This window comes from Pseudomonas aylmerensis (assembly GCF_001702265.1).
Taxonomy (GTDB): domain Bacteria; phylum Pseudomonadota; class Gammaproteobacteria; order Pseudomonadales; family Pseudomonadaceae; genus Aquipseudomonas; species Aquipseudomonas aylmerensis.
In genome coordinates this window covers 92,389-107,721 of the sequence record NZ_MAUE01000017.1, presented here as the reverse complement: position 1 = coordinate 107,721, position 15,333 = coordinate 92,389, and the positions used below count along the sequence as shown (strand labels likewise).

Here is a 15,333-nt window from a genome sequence, read left to right as displayed (position 1 = left end):
CTTAACCCGATGGAAAACTACAGTACGCCTGATGATAGGTTTAGAAGTGGAGTGCGTCGATACCTAAGCTCCTTTGTGCGACAGCGCATATTCCACCTAATAATTCCCCAGCGTCATGCACCCGACAGTCTTACTTGAGGCTTCTTAAGTAACATCCCTTTAAGAGTCCTACTCTTTTGGTTCTCTTTTTCAACACTTTCTTTAGCTGAGTCAAGTAACAGCTGGGATGAAAAAGCAGCGATATTTAAAAGCTCCCATATTTCATCATCGCCGAGTTCAGTTACAACGCTTCTTAATGAGAGCTCATAAGGGTAGCCTCGTCTAGGAGGCTCTGACCTGCTGAGAGTAGCAGCCCTAATTAATTCATCTTTTGATGAGCGATTTAGAATTTTGAAGATCGCAGTGGAAAAGGAGTTGATTATTTCCAAATGCAGTTCACATGAAGATATAGTGGTCCTAGAAAACTCCTTCTTCCCTCCTGAACTAACAGTGATAACTGCATTAGGAAGTAGTTTTTCGAGGTAAGTAATTAAGTCGTTAGTATTCTTCTTATTAATTATCGCATTGAGCTCTTCAAGTGCAACGGGAAGATTCTTCAATGTGTACTCCCGAGCATAGCGCACAGGGTCTATTGTTTTTAAAAATTGTAAGACGTGTTCCCACTGGCCGTAATTTTCGAAAGAAACCAGATAGAAATCGATGATTTGCTCATCAGATAGATCACGCACGAAGGCAGCTGCATGATAATCAAGGATGCTTTTGTGTAAGAAGGTAATCATATCAAGACCCTCCTCCAGCATTAAGCAAGCTACCTTTATAATGTCTTCACGGAAGTCCTCATTCCTACATTTTAGATCACTAGCATAGCTTATAGCCTCCCTAAATATTTTGTCGAATTTTGCACTTGACATAGAACGACCAACGCCCTGCTGAATCGTCATAAAGCAAAATGTCTCAAATAGCTCTTTGAGACTGCTTTCCGATAGTTCGGTGTGATGCTGTCGATTAAAACCTGCCTTGAGTTTGTCATGCTTACTAAAAACAGTGCCGAATAATTTATCGAAAAAATCCGCGAGTGTTGTTGGGATTTCTTTTTCTGTTTGGTAGATCATTACAACAAGCGTGAGCATTAACGGCGTGTGAATTACCCCCTTAATATTTTCCTCGCAGTCGTTCAAAGCAGAAATCACATCTGCCCGCTTGGTTTTAGAAGCTATCAACCTTGATACAAACAAGTCGTAATCAGCCGTCTTTAAAGGCTCAAGTTTAATTACTTCAAAGCCTGGTGCATTTTGGATGTGACTGCGCGGACGGCTAGAAACTATTATTCTTAAGCTTGGATGTTTTGTTTGCAGGTAGTCTAGCTGTAGTATGGTTTCCTTGACGCATCCGCTAGGCACTTCGTCAAAACCATCTAGGAGCAATACGATTTTTTTGGAATGTGCCAAGTAATCGAATATTTCTCCATCATCCTTTATTCCGATTGATAGTAGAAACATTGATATTGCATCTGACAGGCTCCGCTTATCTGTAATAGTCCGTAGTTCAATGAAGATAGGGATGGTCGTAGGGGATAGAGCGGAGATCATAGAAGCCGCAAGATATCTCATGAAGATAGACTTACCCTGCCCAACAATACCCTCAATTACAACATTGCCTCCCGGAAGCGAATCGATGTTATCGACATGAATCGTTACTCCATCACGCCATACTTTTGACGGATAATAAAACTTGCTTAAAGAAATTTCCTTTTCTGCAGACCAAATTGTTTTCACTTTATCTATTCTATTTAGCGTTGAAGCTATACCTTTAATACCTGAGTCTGTTTTCCATTTTGAAAGAGCACTCCGAACTTGATCTCTTGCACCTTTATATATATCGGAAATTAAAGGTGTTAGCGCTCTAGAAAGTGCGACAACGGTTATCGAGGTACCAGTCATTTTAATATCCCTATTTTCTAATCGTAACGGTAGCAATGAGGCCCGATGGAGAGGAGCCAGAGAATTTTTAAGCGGTAAAGCTGTTTTCCTGAAAATTCTTAAAGGGCGCCAAACTTAGTTATGGTCGATTTCTTAATTTGCAAAATCTAGCGTGTTGTAAGCTGCTTCATCAGTAAATGCGAAAAGAGCTACGCAATTTTTCACTCAGTTCGAGAACATTTTTTGGATGAACCCGACGATTCTAGTGTCGAAGGATAGCATTTATATCACAGCTTTCGAATAGGATACCAAAGCTACAAATGTGTTGGTATCAAGTGGTACGAGCGGTGCGGAATGTGTATGTTATAGCCCATTAAGCAAGGGCTGCTGGGTTAGGCAATCCAGTCCATCATCGGTTTCGCTATTTTTGCGTTCATCAACAACGTGTTCCGTTCTAGACTAGGGAAGAACCAGGGCCGATTTAGACCGATTGCAGCCCTTCGCGAGGGGCAGCAATCGGCCAAAAGCGGACGTATTGCCAATCGACTTTTTTGAGCTCCGCGAAGTTAAGGCAACATGCTTGATATCGTATTTTTTAAGTCGTCGAATTCTTCAGGGAAGTTTTTATAAACGATACTACACACAAGTATTAAACACCGTTCAGGATCCAGGTTTACTTGCTCACCCACTTCGACAAACTCTTCATGTTTGCCTGCCTGTAATGCGTATTCGACGATTTCGGTAGCGCGCTGAGGCTCAACGCCCAGCTCAACTCCTAGTTCGTGCGGAATTTCGCTGCACTTTTGTAAAAGCCAGGCTTCGGGCCATGTGTCGCCTGGAAGATAACTTGAGCGTGCAAGTAACCAATTATTAATTTCAACATCTTTCCTCTCTGCCATGTTTTTGGCGTGCTCTATATTCTTCGCCTGCAGTTTTCTCTGATCAGCATCGTACACAGCTAATATATTCGCGTGCTCATCTCTCAAAAAATTTGCTGCTAACTGGCGAGCTACTGCGGCGGCGGAGCCTATTCGAGTGATATTTATCCGACTGCGCACACTTCCATTTAGAACAGTTTCAATAATAACTTTTGCGACTGGATCCTCAACGAATATCTCAAGTTCCTTCTCGCCAACAGCTCCCATTTTTGAGAACGCAAACTCTGCTGACACACCTGGAGTTATTTTTGTCTTAGATCCGGTTCTCTCGATAAAAAACCTTGCATCGTCAGGCAAACATTGAAATATTTGTTTTGAGTGTGTCGTGCATACAACCTGAGTCCCCGTACTCATACATACTTCTTTAAGGCGCTCCATAAATAACCTTTGAGCTCTTGCATGCAGACCAAGCTCAATTTCATCGAGAACCAACAAAGCTCCCTCGCCAGAAGCATATATGGTAGAGAAAATATCAAATAGCGCGTTTTCACCTGCCCCCATATTGAAACCAGAGTAAATTACATCACCAACTTTAACAATCGGAAGACCGTACTTTCTGTATTCCAGTTGCCGATAATCATCGTAACGTTTACCAAGGACATAACCAACAGCGTCTTTAACCTTCTGCTCCCAGCCGTGAACTCTCAAATCTTTGAAGGCTCGTGAATAAGATCTTGATTGACTGCGTTCAGCGTGAGGGACAATACGCTCAATCCCCAAAAAAACCACCGTCCGCTTTATTCTGGTGTCATAGTCATTCCACTTCCCACCTGCCTTTTTTTTCCTTACTTGCGACGCGATTCCTTCAGGTGCACTTTTCCAATTATTGTGAGAAAAACTATACCAAATCTCTACTCCTGGAGGAGCGATTTCCTCCGAGTGCTGCACAAAAAAATCAGAAAAGGTGTAATAACTCCGAGTACGCTTTGGAAGTTTGAATCCATTCAATTTGTTATGATAGGCACAAGCGGCGAGCGCTAGCATAGTTGACTTTCCGGACCCATTAACTCCAGCAAACGCAGTTATCGGATAGTTGAGATTCACCTTGAATGACGTTAGCCCACGAATGCCGCCCGTTGAGATTTGGATGCTCCGAAGTAAGGCTTTGGTGTTATCCTTGCAAAACCAATTTCGTAACTTCTTATCTAAATTACTTTCCCTGTACTTCATTGACTCTCCCCATAATTAATTCACAACGGCTTAAGTGCTACGTGGCCATTTGCTATTCCTAGCACAAATTGTGGAGACTATCGAGCCAGCGACGAAAATTTTCTATGACGTATATGGGGTGGCAAAGGTAGACATATCGAATGCCCGCTATTGAGCAGCAGTAGTCTCAGATGAGCGTCGGCTATTGGCCGAAAGCAGCCAGTCACAAGCAAGCAACACCGCCCCTAGCCGCCCTGGTAGCGGAAAGCCCGTAAAGCACGATTCATCTAAGCCTAAACCCAATCGACTACACCAAACAGACACCCAAAACATTAGAATGCGGCCCTCCCCAACCACAAGGACGTAGGCAGCATGATAAAACAACGCTTCTCCCTAGCCCTCAGCCTCCTATGGCGCACCTACCTGGCGTATTTCATCTACTCCGTACTATTCAGCATGGCGCTGGGGTTCACGATCGGTGCTGGATTGCTTGCCAGCCGGGATTTTCTGCGGTTCGGGCCGCCGTTCACGCTCGGTTTGTTTGCGCTGTTGATCGCCGTCCTGGAACTCGGAGGTCGCGTCAATGTGCTGCAGGCCGTGTTCGGTGCGCGGTTGAAGCGTACACAGGCTCACTGGCGGACCTATGTGCTTCAGTTGTCATTGCTACTGATTGCCCTGGCACTCTTGAATGCCTTGTTTGCCCTCTTCGCTCCGTTTGAGGTTTGGGTCTACTACAAAGTCTATGGCGCTCCGTTGCTGTTTGCCGTTGGCATCTTTGTGCTGGGTTGGGCCCAAACGCCGTCCACCGCTGAAACGATCGCGGCACACACAGAAGAGTCATCAGCAACAAGTGCTGCACCTAAGTGGCCATAAGCTGAGGGGCTCTGAGCTTCAGGGCCTGACCCCGAATCCCTTCGCCGATTTTTCATACCTGCGCCTGGCCCGTTCTCGGCTACGCTTTTCCACATTCACTTCCCCGGTGAGCGGGATAGTTGGCAGTGGCAACGAAAGAAACTTGATGTGATGACTCAATCGAGAACGGCCTATGGACATTACGATTTGTCGCAAGCGTGGTTTTTTTGATAGCGCCCATGGACGACGCGTCCCCCTGCTGGTGCTCTTTAACGGCGCGGTTGTCGGCCGTGTTGCAACCGGTGAAGTCTTAGCGCTGACACTGGCGGATGTGGTCGGCACGTTGCAAGTCGGTCTCCTTGACGACAGGAAACCGTCTCGCAGTGGGGATGTTCCTGAGGGCGTTTTCTCCGTCAGTCAGGGCATCAGTATTTCCCCGAGCCCACAGGTTCAGGCTTTTTCGGTAAAGACCCGCAGTTGGGTATTCTTTGATGTTTTTGATTGGGTGTATTTTCGGCCACTGGGGCGCTGGGTGTTCGCGGTCCAGAAAGAAGCCACCTAGCGGACCCTGAATCAGGCTCCGCTCGGGCTTCTCTGCCGCGACGCCCTCTCAGCCCCGCTTCGGCAGCTTCCAATTCGGTCGAATGAAATGGCAGGTATAGCCATTGGGAATCCGCTCCAGGTAATCCTGATGCTCGGGCTCCGCCTCCCAAAACGGGCCTGCTGGCTCGATCTCTGTCACCACCCTTCCCGGCCACAGCTTCGACGCGTCTACATCCGCCGCCGTATCTTCCGCAATATCGCGCTGCTGCTCGCTCAGGTAATAAATCGCCGACCGATAGCTCGGGCCGAGGTCATTGCCCTGCCGGTTAGGCGTGCTCGGGTCGTGGATCTGGAAAAAGAATTCCAGGATCTGCCGGTAACTGATCACCGCCGGGTCAAACACGATTTCAATCGCTTCGGCATGGTTACCGTGGTTGCGGTAGGTGGCGTTCGGCACGTCGCCGCCGGTGTAGCCGACGCGTGTCTGCAGCACGCCGGGGTAGCGTCGCAACAGGTCTTGCATGCCCCAGAAGCAGCCGCCGGCAAGGATGGCGGTTTCGGTTGGGTTGGTCATGGTCTGTCCTTCCGCTCAATGGATACAGGGATAGTTATGGGGCTGGGTTGGCCAATAGCAAGTTGAACGGTGGATTGCCCGAATCAGCCCGCGCGCCTGGCACTGACAGACAACCACTAATCCCGAAGCTTGCGCATTATCTGCAAGACCAACGGTTTCACATATTTCTCACCGGGGTCCGTTTCGGGCGGGTCGTCGCTGCGCCGCCACTCGCCCTGATCGAACGCCTGATACAGCGAAAACGCCGGCTGCGGCAGGTCACGGGACATGCCCACGTCAACGATGGCGTCGATGAGCCCGTTGAGCACGCCGTCGCAGAACGCATAGGTCAAAGTGCCCTGGAGATAGCACTCGGCAAGGCTGATGGACAGGGCGTTCAGCAGCGCTTGCGGTGTCACGCCGAATTTCTCGCATGGGTCGGCCAGGTCATCCAGGGTCAAGCCGCTGGCTTCGGCTTGTGCCAAGAGCCTGTTGAGTTCGGTCTCCGGTAATACACCGCGGCGGCGAGGGGGTGTACGGGGCTCACTCATAAAATTTGCCGGCGAATAAAATCGCCGCGCAGCGTTGCCACACGTTGGGTGCCGTTGCTTGCGTTTGGGCAAGCCCGGCGCTGGCCTCTGCCCACGCGGTTGCCGCCTCGAAAAACGCATCGACAGAGCGGTTTTCCCAACCTAGCGCACCGGGCCCATAGGGCGATGAAGGCGAGGTCTTTTCGATCTCGCGTTCATGGGCGAAATCGGTACCGAGCGCCTCGATAAAACGGATGAACGACGGTTCATCGCTGACGTGCGTCAACAACTCATGAAGGTCCACAGGGCTAGGCATAGGGTTCCAGGCTAGGTGTAACGAGTCGACGCATGCTGCCGCACGGTATCGTCAATGGTCAACTTCGGCGGTGTTGGCCGCTTTTTTGTGGCCAGCTGGGGATGCATTGCGGCTGGTTTCAGGTAATGATGCGCCACCCGAATCAAGGACGATAACAACAATGAAAACTGCCCTGCGCGCCCTGTTCCTGCTGTGCCTGGCCACTCCCGCCGTGGCCGCCGAAAGCCCTGTGGGCTTGCGGACTGCCACCCTCGCGGATGCGAAAAACACTCGCCCACTCGAGCTGGTCGTCTGGTACCCCGCCAGCACCTCGGCCACACCTGAGCTGATCGCCGACAACGCGGTGTTCGTCGGCGCGCTCGCCGTCCCCGACGCGCCGCCCGCTGCCGGTGAGCATCCGCTGGTGGTGCTGTCCCACGGGTACGGTGGCAACTGGCTCAATCAGGTATGGCTGGCGAGTGCGTTGGCGCATCGGGGCTTCATCGTGGCGGCGGTCAACCACCCTGGCACCACCAGCAAGGACCGCAGCCCGCAGGCCGCCGCGCAGTTGTGGCAACGCCCGGCCGACCTGAGCCGTGCTATCGATGCGGTGCTGGCTCAACCGACGCAGTTTGGCGCGGTGGCAAAGACGCGGATTGCCGCAGTGGGCCATTCCCTCGGCGGCTGGACCGTGCTGGAAATCGCCGGCGCACGCTTCGACCCCGACCTGTTCAGCCGCGACTGCAGCGCACACCCCAAGCTCGGCGGCTGCATTGGCTACCAGCAGATGAACCCCGCCGGTACGCCTGCCGGCAAAGCCCAACTGGCGGCGGACTTGAGCGACACTCGCGTCAGCGCCATTGTGTCCTTGGACCTGGGCCTGTCACGCGGCTTGACCGACGCCAGCCTGGCCGCGCTGCCGGTGCCGGCGCTGGTGATCGCGGGGGGCGTGCCGTCAGAGGATATGGACCCCAACCTGGAGTCCGCCGCCATGGTCAAGCGCCTGCCAAAAGCATCGACGCAGTACGTGGAAATCGGCGACGCCACGCACTTCAGCTTCATGACGATCTGCAAGCCGGGCGGCATGGCGTTGATTGAAGAGGATTCCCCGGGGGATGGCATGATCTGCCGCGACGGCGAGGGCGCACGGCCTCGGGCGCAGATTCAGCAGCAGGTGGTGGCGTTGATCAGTGAGTTTTTGGGACGTACAGCGCCGCAAAAAAGCCTCTGAAAAAATAATTGCATCAAATGCGCTGCATGCTTGATCCGAGCCTTTGCTGATAGCTGCCAAATGGTAGGTCGGCGATGAGGCAGGCCAAGCGTTTGGTGCGGGTGTGGAGGCTTATCGTGTCTTCCCTGTGGCGTTCAATAGTCGGTGATTCAGGGCCCGATTACTGGCGAAAGACACGGTGATTCAATGCACGGATCGGCGCTAAAAAGCGACCCAGGCAGCGGCTGGCGATTTTTAAACTGGTATCATCGCGGCCTGTATCCACCAGGTAAAAACCGATGAATCGCCAGAAAAAACTCCAGCAGCTGTTCAAGGCCAAGGCCAAGAAGGCCAGCGCCAAATTGGCGCCGAAAAGCAAGGACCGCTATATCAGCAAGGCGGATCGGGAAAAGCTGGCGGCCGAAGCGGCCCAGGAGCCCAGCCTTTCCCCCGAGGCGTGACTCAGCAACCGCTCAACGCCACCTGCGGCCGCTCGCCGGCAAAGAAAAACGGCCGCAGGCGCACGCCCACGCTATTGCCGATAAACGCCGCTACAAGCCACACCCAGCCATGCAGACTGCCCGAGGCGATGCCGCTGAAGTACGCGCCGATGTTGCAGCCGTAGGCCAGGCGCGAACCGTAGCCGAGCAGCAGGCCGCCGATCACTGCCGCGACCAGCGAGCGCGCCGGGATTTTCAGGCTGGGGGCAAAACGCCCGGCCAGGCCGGCAGCCAGCAGCGCACCGAGGACGATGCCGATGTCCATGACGCTGGTGATGTCTTCCCACACCGGCGCGGCCAGCGCCTTGGCGTTGCCCGGCATCTGCCAGAACGCCCAGCTGGCCACATCCACGCCCAATCCGCTTGCCACCTTGGCGCCCCACAGTGCGAACGCCGAGGTAATCCCCCACGGCCGCCCGGCCAGTGCCAGGGTCGCGTAGTTGAGCAGCGCCAGGCCAATCGCGCCCCACACCAATGGCCACGGCCCGCGCAGGAAGCGGCGCAGGCCCTGGTGCTCGCTGGTCACGCCGGCTTCGAGTTGGCCATGACGGCGTTTTTCCAAGCGCACGGTGACAGCTGCAATCAGGCCGAACACGGCCAGGCTGAGGATCAAGGCCGGCACCACGCCGAAGCTCTTGACGATGGACACGGCCGGGAACGCCGGCAGTGCAAACCACCAGTCGACATGGTGCGTGGCGATCAACGAGCCACAAATAAAGAAGAACAGCGTCACCAGCATGCGCGCATTCCCGCCGCCCACGGTCAACAGCGTGCCGGACGCACACCCGCCGCCCAACTGCATGCCGATGCCGAAAATAAACGCACCGAACACCACGGAAACGCCCGCCGGTGCTACCAGCCCGGCCACCGGCTGCCCGAACAACGTGCCCGCCCCCAGCGCCGGGAAGAACAGCAGCACCGCCACCGCAAGCATCACCATTTGCGCACGCAGGCCGGCGCCGCGCCGATCATTGATGAACACCCGCCAGGCCGAGGTGAAACCAAAGGCGGCGTGGTAGAGGGTCAGGCCCAGCGCCGCGCCGACCACCAGCAACAACACCTGGCGCGAGCCCACGCTGTTTTGCAGGAACAGGGCGCCAAGCACCAGGATGATAAAAGCCACCAACGGCGCAACAGGCGTGCGCGCGGGGGCGAGAGGGAGAGAACTGCTCATGGGGTATCTCGGTGTGAAGGGGTTGAATGCGAGGGGGACGAGTATAAACCCAGGGCACGCGGGGGGCGCGTTGTGCCTGACAGACTTTTTTGTGAGGAGCGATCGTCTTCTGTGGTGAGCGGGCTTGTTGTGGTGAGTGATCATCTTTTGTGGTGAGTGGTCATCCCTTGTGGTGAGTGATCATCCTTTGTGGCGAGCGGGCTTGCCCCGGTACAAACCGGGGACATCGTTTACATTTCTAACCGGGGACATGGTTTACAGGCTAATACGCATGATCAGGAGGTAACTGATCATGCCCTGGAACCAAGAGTCCCCAGCCGACCTTCTGTGGCAAGCGGTCATCCTTTGTGGTGAGCGGGCTTGCACCCGCGTTGGGTTGCGCAGCAGCCCCAATCCAGCAGAATGCGGTGTGTCAGGAACTACTCAGGGAATGGCTTTGGGGACGCTACGCAGCCCAACGCGGGGCAAGCCCGCTCACCACAGGAAGCTTGCTCGCCACAACGAATCCATTCGCCACAAAGACACTGCTACCCGGTCCACGCCCCACAAAAAAATTTAGCAGGCCCACGCACGGGACACATTGGATTATCAAGGTGTCCGTGCTGTGCCTGCCCGACTTCCATTCCCCAGCCGACTTTTTGTGGCGAACGATCATCCCTTGTGGTGAGCGGGCTCGCCCCGCGTTGGGCTGCGCAGCAGCCCCAATCCAGCAGAATGCGGTGTGTCAGGAACTACTCAGGGAATGGCTTTGGGGCCGCTACGCAGCCCAACGCGGGGCAAGCCCGCTCACCACAGGAAGCTTGCTCGCCAGAACGAATCCATTCGTCACAAAGGCACTGCTACTGGCCCACGCTCCAGGCGTACACACGGAACGCGTTGGATTATCAAGGTGGCCGTATCGTGCCTGCCCGACTTCCCGTCCCCAGCCGACTTTTTTGTGACGAACGATCATCCCTTGTGGTGAGCGGGCTTGCCCCGCGTTGGGCTGCGCAGCAGCCCCAATCCAGCAGAATGCGGTGTGTCAGTTACGACTCAGGGGATGGCTTTGGGGCCGCTACGCAGCCCAACGCGGGGCAAGCCCGCTCACCACAGGAAGCTTGCGCGCCAGAACAAATCCAGTCCCCACAGAGAAACTGCTCGCCCTCCCCCACCCCACATGAAAAAAATTTAATACAGCTAAACTGTACAGTTTTCCTGTACCCATGCTACGGTTTCAGCATGACTAAACCACCCTCCACCCCCTCATCGCATTCCGCCGCCACCCTGGCCGCCGAGCTGCGTATCTCCCTGGGCAAGCTGATCCGCCGCCTGCGCGAGCAAACCCATCCGGATGATTTCACCACCGCGCAAAAGTCCGTGCTGCTGCGCCTGGATCGCGATGGCCCGAGCACTGTTTCTGCCCTCGCCCGCGCCGAAAGCGTCAAGCCGCAGTCGATGCGCATCACCGTGGCCGGGCTGGAAGTGATGCAGGCCGTGAGCGGCAAGCAGGACCCAAGCGACGGCCGGCAGACGCTGATCAGTCTCACGCCGAGCTTTCGCAAGCACCTGAGCGAAAACCGCGCGGCCAAAGACGATTGGCTGCTGCGCGCGCTGCAGGAACAACTGTCGCCCCAGGAACAAGACGAACTCGCCGCCGCGGTGAAACTGCTGGAGCGCCTCGCCGACTTTTGACTCTCCCCTACCCGCTTGAGGAAATAGCATGGCTGTCACCTCGCTGGATGCAACAACCGCACTGATCATCGTGGACCTGCAACACGGCATCATCGGCTATCCCTTCATGCACCCGATCGGCGAGGTGGTGCAGCGCTCGCGCACACTGCTCGATGCCTTCCGCGCGCGCGATTTGCCGGTGGTACTGGTCAACGTCACAGGCTTTGCGCCGGGACGCACCGAGCGACCACGGCGCAGCGAAGCCTTGGCGCCCGACTGGGCCGAGCTGATCCCCGAACTCAACCCACAACCCACTGACCTGCGAGTGACCAAACGCAGCTGGGGCGCGTTCGCCAACACTGACCTCGAGGCCCGGCTCAAGGCCCTCGGCGTCACGCAGGTGGTGGTCACCGGCGTGGCCACCGGCACCGGGGTCGAAGCCACCGCGCGCCAGGCCTATGAGTTGGGTTTCAACGTGACGCTCGCCATCGATGCAATGACCGATGCCAACCCCGAGGCCCACGCCTACAGCCTCCAGCACGTGTTCCCGCGCCTGGGCGAGTCGGGCACCACGCAGGCCATCATTGATCTGCTCGACACGCGGGGGAACGAATAACGCCATGAGTTTCCTCGGCACCTTCCGCTCCCTGCGCAGCCCCAACTACCGCATCTGGGCCGCCGGTGCGCTGGTCTCCAACATCGGCACCTGGATGCAGCGCACCGCCCAGGACTGGCTGGTGCTCACCCAGCTCACCCCGCACAACGCCGCCGCTGTCGGCATCGTCATGTCGCTGCAATTCGGGCCGCAATTGTTGTTGCTGCCATGGACCGGGTTTGCCGCCGACCACTACGACCAGCGCAAGCTGCTGATCGTCACCCAGGCGGTGATGGGCCTGCTGGCACTGACGCTGGGGATGTTCACCATCACCGGGTTTGTCGAGCTGTGGCACGTGTACGTGTTTGCGTTCCTATCCGGCTGCGCCTCGGCGTTCGACGCGCCCGTGCGGCAGATTTTCGTCGCGGAGCTGGTGGGCGAGAAGGACTTGTCCAACGCCATCGCGCTCAATTCCACCTCGTTCAATATGGCACGCATGATCGGCCCGGCGGTGGCCGGCCTGACCATCGCATCGGTGGGCACCGGCTGGGCGTTCCTGCTCAATGGCAGCAGTTTTTTTGCGGTGCTGGCCTCGCTGTTCTTCCTGCGGGTGTCGGGGCAGCACGCCAAGGTGCGAGCCTTGCGCACCAAAGGCAGCCTCACCGAAGGCCTGCGCTATGTGTGGGCGCGGCCGGACTTGAAGGCGATCCTGCTGATGCTGTTTCTGATCGGCACCTTCGGCATGAACTTCCCGATTTTCATCTCGACCATGGCCGTGACCGCGTTTCATACCGATGCACGCGGCTACGGCCTGCTGACCTCGACCCTGGCCATCGGCACCATCGCCGGCGCACTGCTGGCCGCCGGTCGCGAACGGCCGCAGTTCAAGTCCCTGCTCAATGGCGCCGCGATCTTCGGCGTGGGCTGCACCCTGGCGGCCCTGGCGCCGAACTACTGGTTATTCGCGGTCGCGCTGGTGATCATCGGCGTCGGCGCGATGACCTTCAGCAACACCACCAACAGCCTGATGCAACTCACCACCGAACCGGCGATGCGCGGCCGCGTGATCGCCCTGCGCGTCGGCGTGGCCCTGGGCGGCACGCCCATCGGCGCGCCCATTGTCGGCTGGGTCGCCGACCACCTGGGGCCGCGCTGGGCGCTGGTGGTCGGCGCGGTGTCAGGCATCCTGGCGGTGGGGGTGGCGGTCTACACGATCAAGCGCCAGCTGGATCGGCCTGCCTCGATTACGTCCGCCCCACCGAGCCCGACACCGGGAGATTCCCCAACAACTTGAGCCCGGTGCTCTTCACGAACGTGTCGTAGTCCATCGGCTTCTGGATGCGGGTTTCGGTGTTGGGCAGTACGTAGGCCCAGGCACGCTGGCTGGAAGCGTCATACACCAGCTTGAACAGGCGCGTCGGCACCCACACCCGGTTGTCGCCGATGGTGCCGTAGCCTGGGTCAAACAGTGGACCGGTGAACACATACACATCGCCGCCGGCGCGCTTGGCGAATTTGCGCACGTCGGCTTCGACCTTGCTCCAGATCTTGCGGTTGTTGGTCGGGTCCTGCGGGACCATGTTCGACAGCGCGAAGGATTGCGCCATGGCATGCGCGTTCGGCGCGTCGGCGGCCGGCGCCTGGTGGCCACGGTCGACGGCCGGGTGCTGGCTGCGGTAGTCGCTCAACTCCGCACGGCCACCTTTGGGAATACGCGGATCGGGGTAGAACTGGTTAGTGCGTTCCTCGCCCTTGGCCTCCTGCAATTGCGCGGCGTTGAGGCGCTCGACCACCACCAGCGGGGTCTTGCTGGTTTGCGAGTACAGCACCGCAAAGGTGTCCGAACACAGCGCCAGCGGTTTCATCGCCGCCGGGACAGTCGCCGTGTTGATCGGATTTTTCGCCGGGAAAAGTTCTGCGCAACCATCAAACGAGGCGTGTTGTTCCGAAGGCGTGTAGGGGTTTGCGGGGGTGCGGGCATCAACGGTGGTGGAGAACAAAAACAGGGCAGACAGTCCGACTGCAATATTGCGTAGGTGCATGGGTAAATCTTCGAAAGGGAATAAAGCGGCAGGCTCCGGCGCGCGGAGCCAAGTGGATGATATTTCGAGGATTATGGACTAGCTAAAGTCAAATTAGTGCCCGACCGCCGCAGGTTTACCCGCTCCCCGCGCCCCCGGTTTGAAGGAATGGGCACGGGCCGCCCAAGTCAGCACCAGCGCCACCCCGATCAACCCCAGCATCGCCCACGGAAACGCCGCCACGCCCCAGCTCTCCAGCAACACACCCCCGACCACGCCGCTGCCGGCAATCGCGCTGTTCCAGGCCACCACGTTGAGTGACAGCGCCACATCCGCGCCATCTCCCGCCGCATCGGCCAGGGCGGTCTGCAGCAAGGTCGCGGCGCCGCCGAAGCTCAGGCCCCAGACTGCCACGCCGAGGTAGATCACCGACGGCAGATTGCCCAGCAGGCCGAACACCACGCTCACGCCCGCAAACATCAGCAGGCTCGCCAGCACCGTGTTGCGCAACAGCGGCTCGACCAGCCGGGCGGTGATCCAGATGCCGGCCAACGCGGCGATGCCGAACACCAGCAACACCAGGTCCACGCGCTCGGCCAGGCCGGCCGGCGCCACGAACGGGGCGATGTAGGTGTAGAGGATGTTGTGAGCGAGCATCCAACTGATCACCACCGCCAGCACCGGCCGCACGCCCGGCGTGGTCAGCACCTTGCCCAGCGACACGCGTTGATGCGCGGGCTGGGGCGCGAAGTCCGGGACTTTCACCAGCACCCAGGCAATCAGCACCAGGCTCACGCCGGACATCAGGCCGAACGTGGTGCGCCAGCCCACCAGGCCGCCGAGCCAGGTGCCCAGCGGCACACCCAGCGACAGCGCAATCGGCGTGCCGACCATCGCCAGTGCGAGTGCCTTGCCTTGTTGGTGCGGCGCGACCATGCGCCGGGCGTAACCGGCCAGCAGGCTCCAGGCCAGCCCCGCTGCGACACCGGCGAAGAAGCGCGCCACCAGCGTCACGCCATAGTGCGACGACCACGCGGTGATGGAGTTGAACAGCAGGAAGCCGACGATGGTCAGCAGCAACACATTGCGCCGGCGCCAGCCACGGGTGGCGATGGTCATGGGGATCACCGCCAGCACCGAGCCCAGCGCGTAGGCGGTGACCATTTGCCCGGCCATCGACGGCGAAATCGCCAGGCCTTCGCTGATCAGCGGCAACAGTCCGGCAGGCAGGGTTTCGGTGACGATGCAGATGAAGCCGGTCATGGCCAGCGCGAGCAAGGCGCCGATGGGCAAACGTTCGGACGAGGCCGATAGGGTCAGTGAGGGCGTCACGGGATACTCCTTGGGCAAGACTTAGATACTGATCGATATAAATGTTGCGGGCAGTCGCTGCGCGTTGTCAAC

Annotated in this window: 15 protein-coding genes; 7 read left to right on the top strand and 8 right to left on the bottom strand. The window is 57.2% G+C overall.

From position 1 onward, the window contains the following. Nucleotides 1-113: 113 nt before the first annotated feature. Both BBG20_RS13835 and BBG20_RS13830 read right to left on the bottom strand, forming a co-directional pair. Nucleotides 114-1,940 carry an NACHT domain-containing protein gene (locus tag BBG20_RS13835; protein WP_083221396.1) on the bottom strand — a complete coding sequence of 609 codons (1,827 nt, stop codon included), beginning with the start codon at nucleotides 1,938-1,940 and terminating at the stop codon, nucleotides 114-116. 545 nt (nucleotides 1,941-2,485) lie between these two features. Further along, on the bottom strand, nucleotides 2,486-4,027 hold the full coding sequence (locus BBG20_RS13830) for an AAA family ATPase (RefSeq protein ID WP_065904386.1): 1,542 nt from the start codon (nucleotides 4,025-4,027) through the stop codon (nucleotides 2,486-2,488). Nucleotides 4,028-4,378: 351 nt separating this feature from the next. Between BBG20_RS13830 and BBG20_RS13825 the strand changes: the two genes are divergently transcribed. Next, nucleotides 4,379-4,879 carry a septation protein IspZ gene (locus BBG20_RS13825; RefSeq protein ID WP_065904385.1) on the top strand — a complete coding sequence of 167 codons (501 nt, stop codon included), beginning with the start codon at nucleotides 4,379-4,381 and terminating at the stop codon, nucleotides 4,877-4,879. A 172-nt stretch (nucleotides 4,880-5,051) separates the two neighbouring features. Next, entirely contained in the window at nucleotides 5,052-5,420 is a 369-nt protein-coding gene (locus tag BBG20_RS13820) for a hypothetical protein (RefSeq protein WP_065904384.1), read from the top strand. Between the two features lie 48 nt (nucleotides 5,421-5,468). On the opposite strand, the gene msrA is transcribed toward BBG20_RS13820, so the two are convergent. The 3 genes from msrA to BBG20_RS13805 all read right to left on the bottom strand — a co-directional run bounded on the left by msrA (nucleotide 5,469) and on the right by BBG20_RS13805 (nucleotide 6,800). Then, nucleotides 5,469-5,975, bottom strand: coding sequence for a peptide-methionine (S)-S-oxide reductase MsrA (gene msrA, locus BBG20_RS13815; RefSeq protein ID WP_065904383.1), 507 nt, complete (start codon nucleotides 5,973-5,975; stop codon nucleotides 5,469-5,471). Between the two features lie 116 nt (nucleotides 5,976-6,091). Continuing rightward, a complete protein-coding gene (locus BBG20_RS13810; protein WP_141697283.1) occupies nucleotides 6,092-6,505 on the bottom strand; it encodes a hypothetical protein in 414 nt (137 codons plus the stop codon). Then, nucleotides 6,498-6,800 carry a DUF7660 family protein gene (locus BBG20_RS13805; protein WP_065904380.1) on the bottom strand — a complete coding sequence of 101 codons (303 nt, stop codon included), beginning with the start codon at nucleotides 6,798-6,800 and terminating at the stop codon, nucleotides 6,498-6,500. Before BBG20_RS13805 ends, BBG20_RS13810 begins: the two co-directional genes overlap by 8 nt. A gap of 160 nt (nucleotides 6,801-6,960) precedes the next feature. Here BBG20_RS13805 and BBG20_RS13800 point away from each other — a divergent pair, with 160 nt between their 5' ends. Next, the gene (locus tag BBG20_RS13800) at nucleotides 6,961-8,010 is read left to right on the top strand and encodes an alpha/beta hydrolase family protein (RefSeq protein WP_065904378.1); all 1,050 of its coding nucleotides are present in this window, start codon (nucleotides 6,961-6,963) and stop codon (nucleotides 8,008-8,010) included. Nucleotides 8,011-8,288: 278 nt separating this feature from the next. Next, entirely contained in the window at nucleotides 8,289-8,450 is a 162-nt protein-coding gene (locus BBG20_RS13795; protein WP_065904377.1) for a DUF2986 domain-containing protein, read from the top strand. Between the two features lies 1 nt (nucleotide 8,451). Here BBG20_RS13795 and BBG20_RS13790 read toward each other — a convergent pair whose 3' ends face one another. Further along, nucleotides 8,452-9,663 (bottom strand): YeeE/YedE family protein, encoded by a 1,212-nt coding sequence (locus tag BBG20_RS13790; RefSeq protein WP_065904375.1) that lies wholly within the window; start codon nucleotides 9,661-9,663, stop codon nucleotides 8,452-8,454. Nucleotides 9,664-10,881: 1,218 nt separating this feature from the next. On the opposite strand from BBG20_RS13790, the gene BBG20_RS13785 reads away from it, so the two are divergent. The 3 genes from BBG20_RS13785 to BBG20_RS13775 are packed head-to-tail and all read left to right on the top strand — an operon-like array spanning nucleotide 10,882 to nucleotide 13,202. Beyond that, nucleotides 10,882-11,334 (top strand): MarR family winged helix-turn-helix transcriptional regulator, encoded by a 453-nt coding sequence (locus BBG20_RS13785; RefSeq protein WP_065904374.1) that lies wholly within the window; start codon nucleotides 10,882-10,884, stop codon nucleotides 11,332-11,334. 28 nt (nucleotides 11,335-11,362) lie between these two features. After that, a complete protein-coding gene (locus BBG20_RS13780) occupies nucleotides 11,363-11,929 on the top strand; it encodes an isochorismatase family protein (protein WP_065904373.1) in 567 nt (188 codons plus the stop codon). 4 nt (nucleotides 11,930-11,933) lie between these two features. Further along, nucleotides 11,934-13,202 (top strand): MFS transporter, encoded by a 1,269-nt coding sequence (locus BBG20_RS13775; protein ID WP_065904372.1) that lies wholly within the window; start codon nucleotides 11,934-11,936, stop codon nucleotides 13,200-13,202. On the opposite strand, the gene BBG20_RS13770 is transcribed toward BBG20_RS13775, so the two are convergent. Together BBG20_RS13770 and BBG20_RS13765 are read right to left on the bottom strand one after the other, a co-directional pair. Beyond that, complete coding sequence (locus BBG20_RS13770; protein ID WP_065904370.1) at nucleotides 13,153-13,950, bottom strand: DNA/RNA non-specific endonuclease; 798 nt, start codon at nucleotides 13,948-13,950, stop codon at nucleotides 13,153-13,155. The two genes, BBG20_RS13775 and BBG20_RS13770, sit on opposite strands and share 50 nt — an antisense overlap. Nucleotides 13,951-14,043: 93 nt before the next feature. Then, nucleotides 14,044-15,261 carry an MFS transporter gene (locus BBG20_RS13765; RefSeq protein WP_065904368.1) on the bottom strand — a complete coding sequence of 406 codons (1,218 nt, stop codon included), beginning with the start codon at nucleotides 15,259-15,261 and terminating at the stop codon, nucleotides 14,044-14,046. Nucleotides 15,262-15,333: the final 72 nt, after the last annotated feature.

Excerpts from the sequence above, each read along its gene's own strand:
- BBG20_RS13835 (WP_083221396.1), bottom strand. The coding sequence starts at position 1,940 with ATGACTGGTACCTCGATAACCGTTGTCGCACTTTCTAGAGCGCTAACA.
- BBG20_RS13830 (WP_065904386.1), bottom strand. The coding sequence starts at position 4,027 with ATGAAGTACAGGGAAAGTAATTTAGATAAGAAGTTACGAAATTGGTTT.
- BBG20_RS13825 (WP_065904385.1), top strand. The coding sequence starts at position 4,379 with ATGATAAAACAACGCTTCTCCCTAGCCCTCAGCCTCCTATGGCGCACC.
- BBG20_RS13820 (WP_065904384.1), top strand. The coding sequence starts at position 5,052 with ATGGACATTACGATTTGTCGCAAGCGTGGTTTTTTTGATAGCGCCCAT.
- msrA (WP_065904383.1), bottom strand. The coding sequence starts at position 5,975 with ATGACCAACCCAACCGAAACCGCCATCCTTGCCGGCGGCTGCTTCTGG.
- BBG20_RS13810 (WP_141697283.1), bottom strand. The coding sequence starts at position 6,505 with ATGAGTGAGCCCCGTACACCCCCTCGCCGCCGCGGTGTATTACCGGAG.
- BBG20_RS13805 (WP_065904380.1), bottom strand. The coding sequence starts at position 6,800 with ATGCCTAGCCCTGTGGACCTTCATGAGTTGTTGACGCACGTCAGCGAT.
- BBG20_RS13800 (WP_065904378.1), top strand. The coding sequence starts at position 6,961 with ATGAAAACTGCCCTGCGCGCCCTGTTCCTGCTGTGCCTGGCCACTCCC.
- BBG20_RS13795 (WP_065904377.1), top strand. The coding sequence starts at position 8,289 with ATGAATCGCCAGAAAAAACTCCAGCAGCTGTTCAAGGCCAAGGCCAAG.
- BBG20_RS13790 (WP_065904375.1), bottom strand. The coding sequence starts at position 9,663 with ATGAGCAGTTCTCTCCCTCTCGCCCCCGCGCGCACGCCTGTTGCGCCG.
- BBG20_RS13785 (WP_065904374.1), top strand. The coding sequence starts at position 10,882 with ATGACTAAACCACCCTCCACCCCCTCATCGCATTCCGCCGCCACCCTG.
- BBG20_RS13780 (WP_065904373.1), top strand. The coding sequence starts at position 11,363 with ATGGCTGTCACCTCGCTGGATGCAACAACCGCACTGATCATCGTGGAC.
- BBG20_RS13775 (WP_065904372.1), top strand. The coding sequence starts at position 11,934 with ATGAGTTTCCTCGGCACCTTCCGCTCCCTGCGCAGCCCCAACTACCGC.
- BBG20_RS13770 (WP_065904370.1), bottom strand. The coding sequence starts at position 13,950 with ATGCACCTACGCAATATTGCAGTCGGACTGTCTGCCCTGTTTTTGTTC.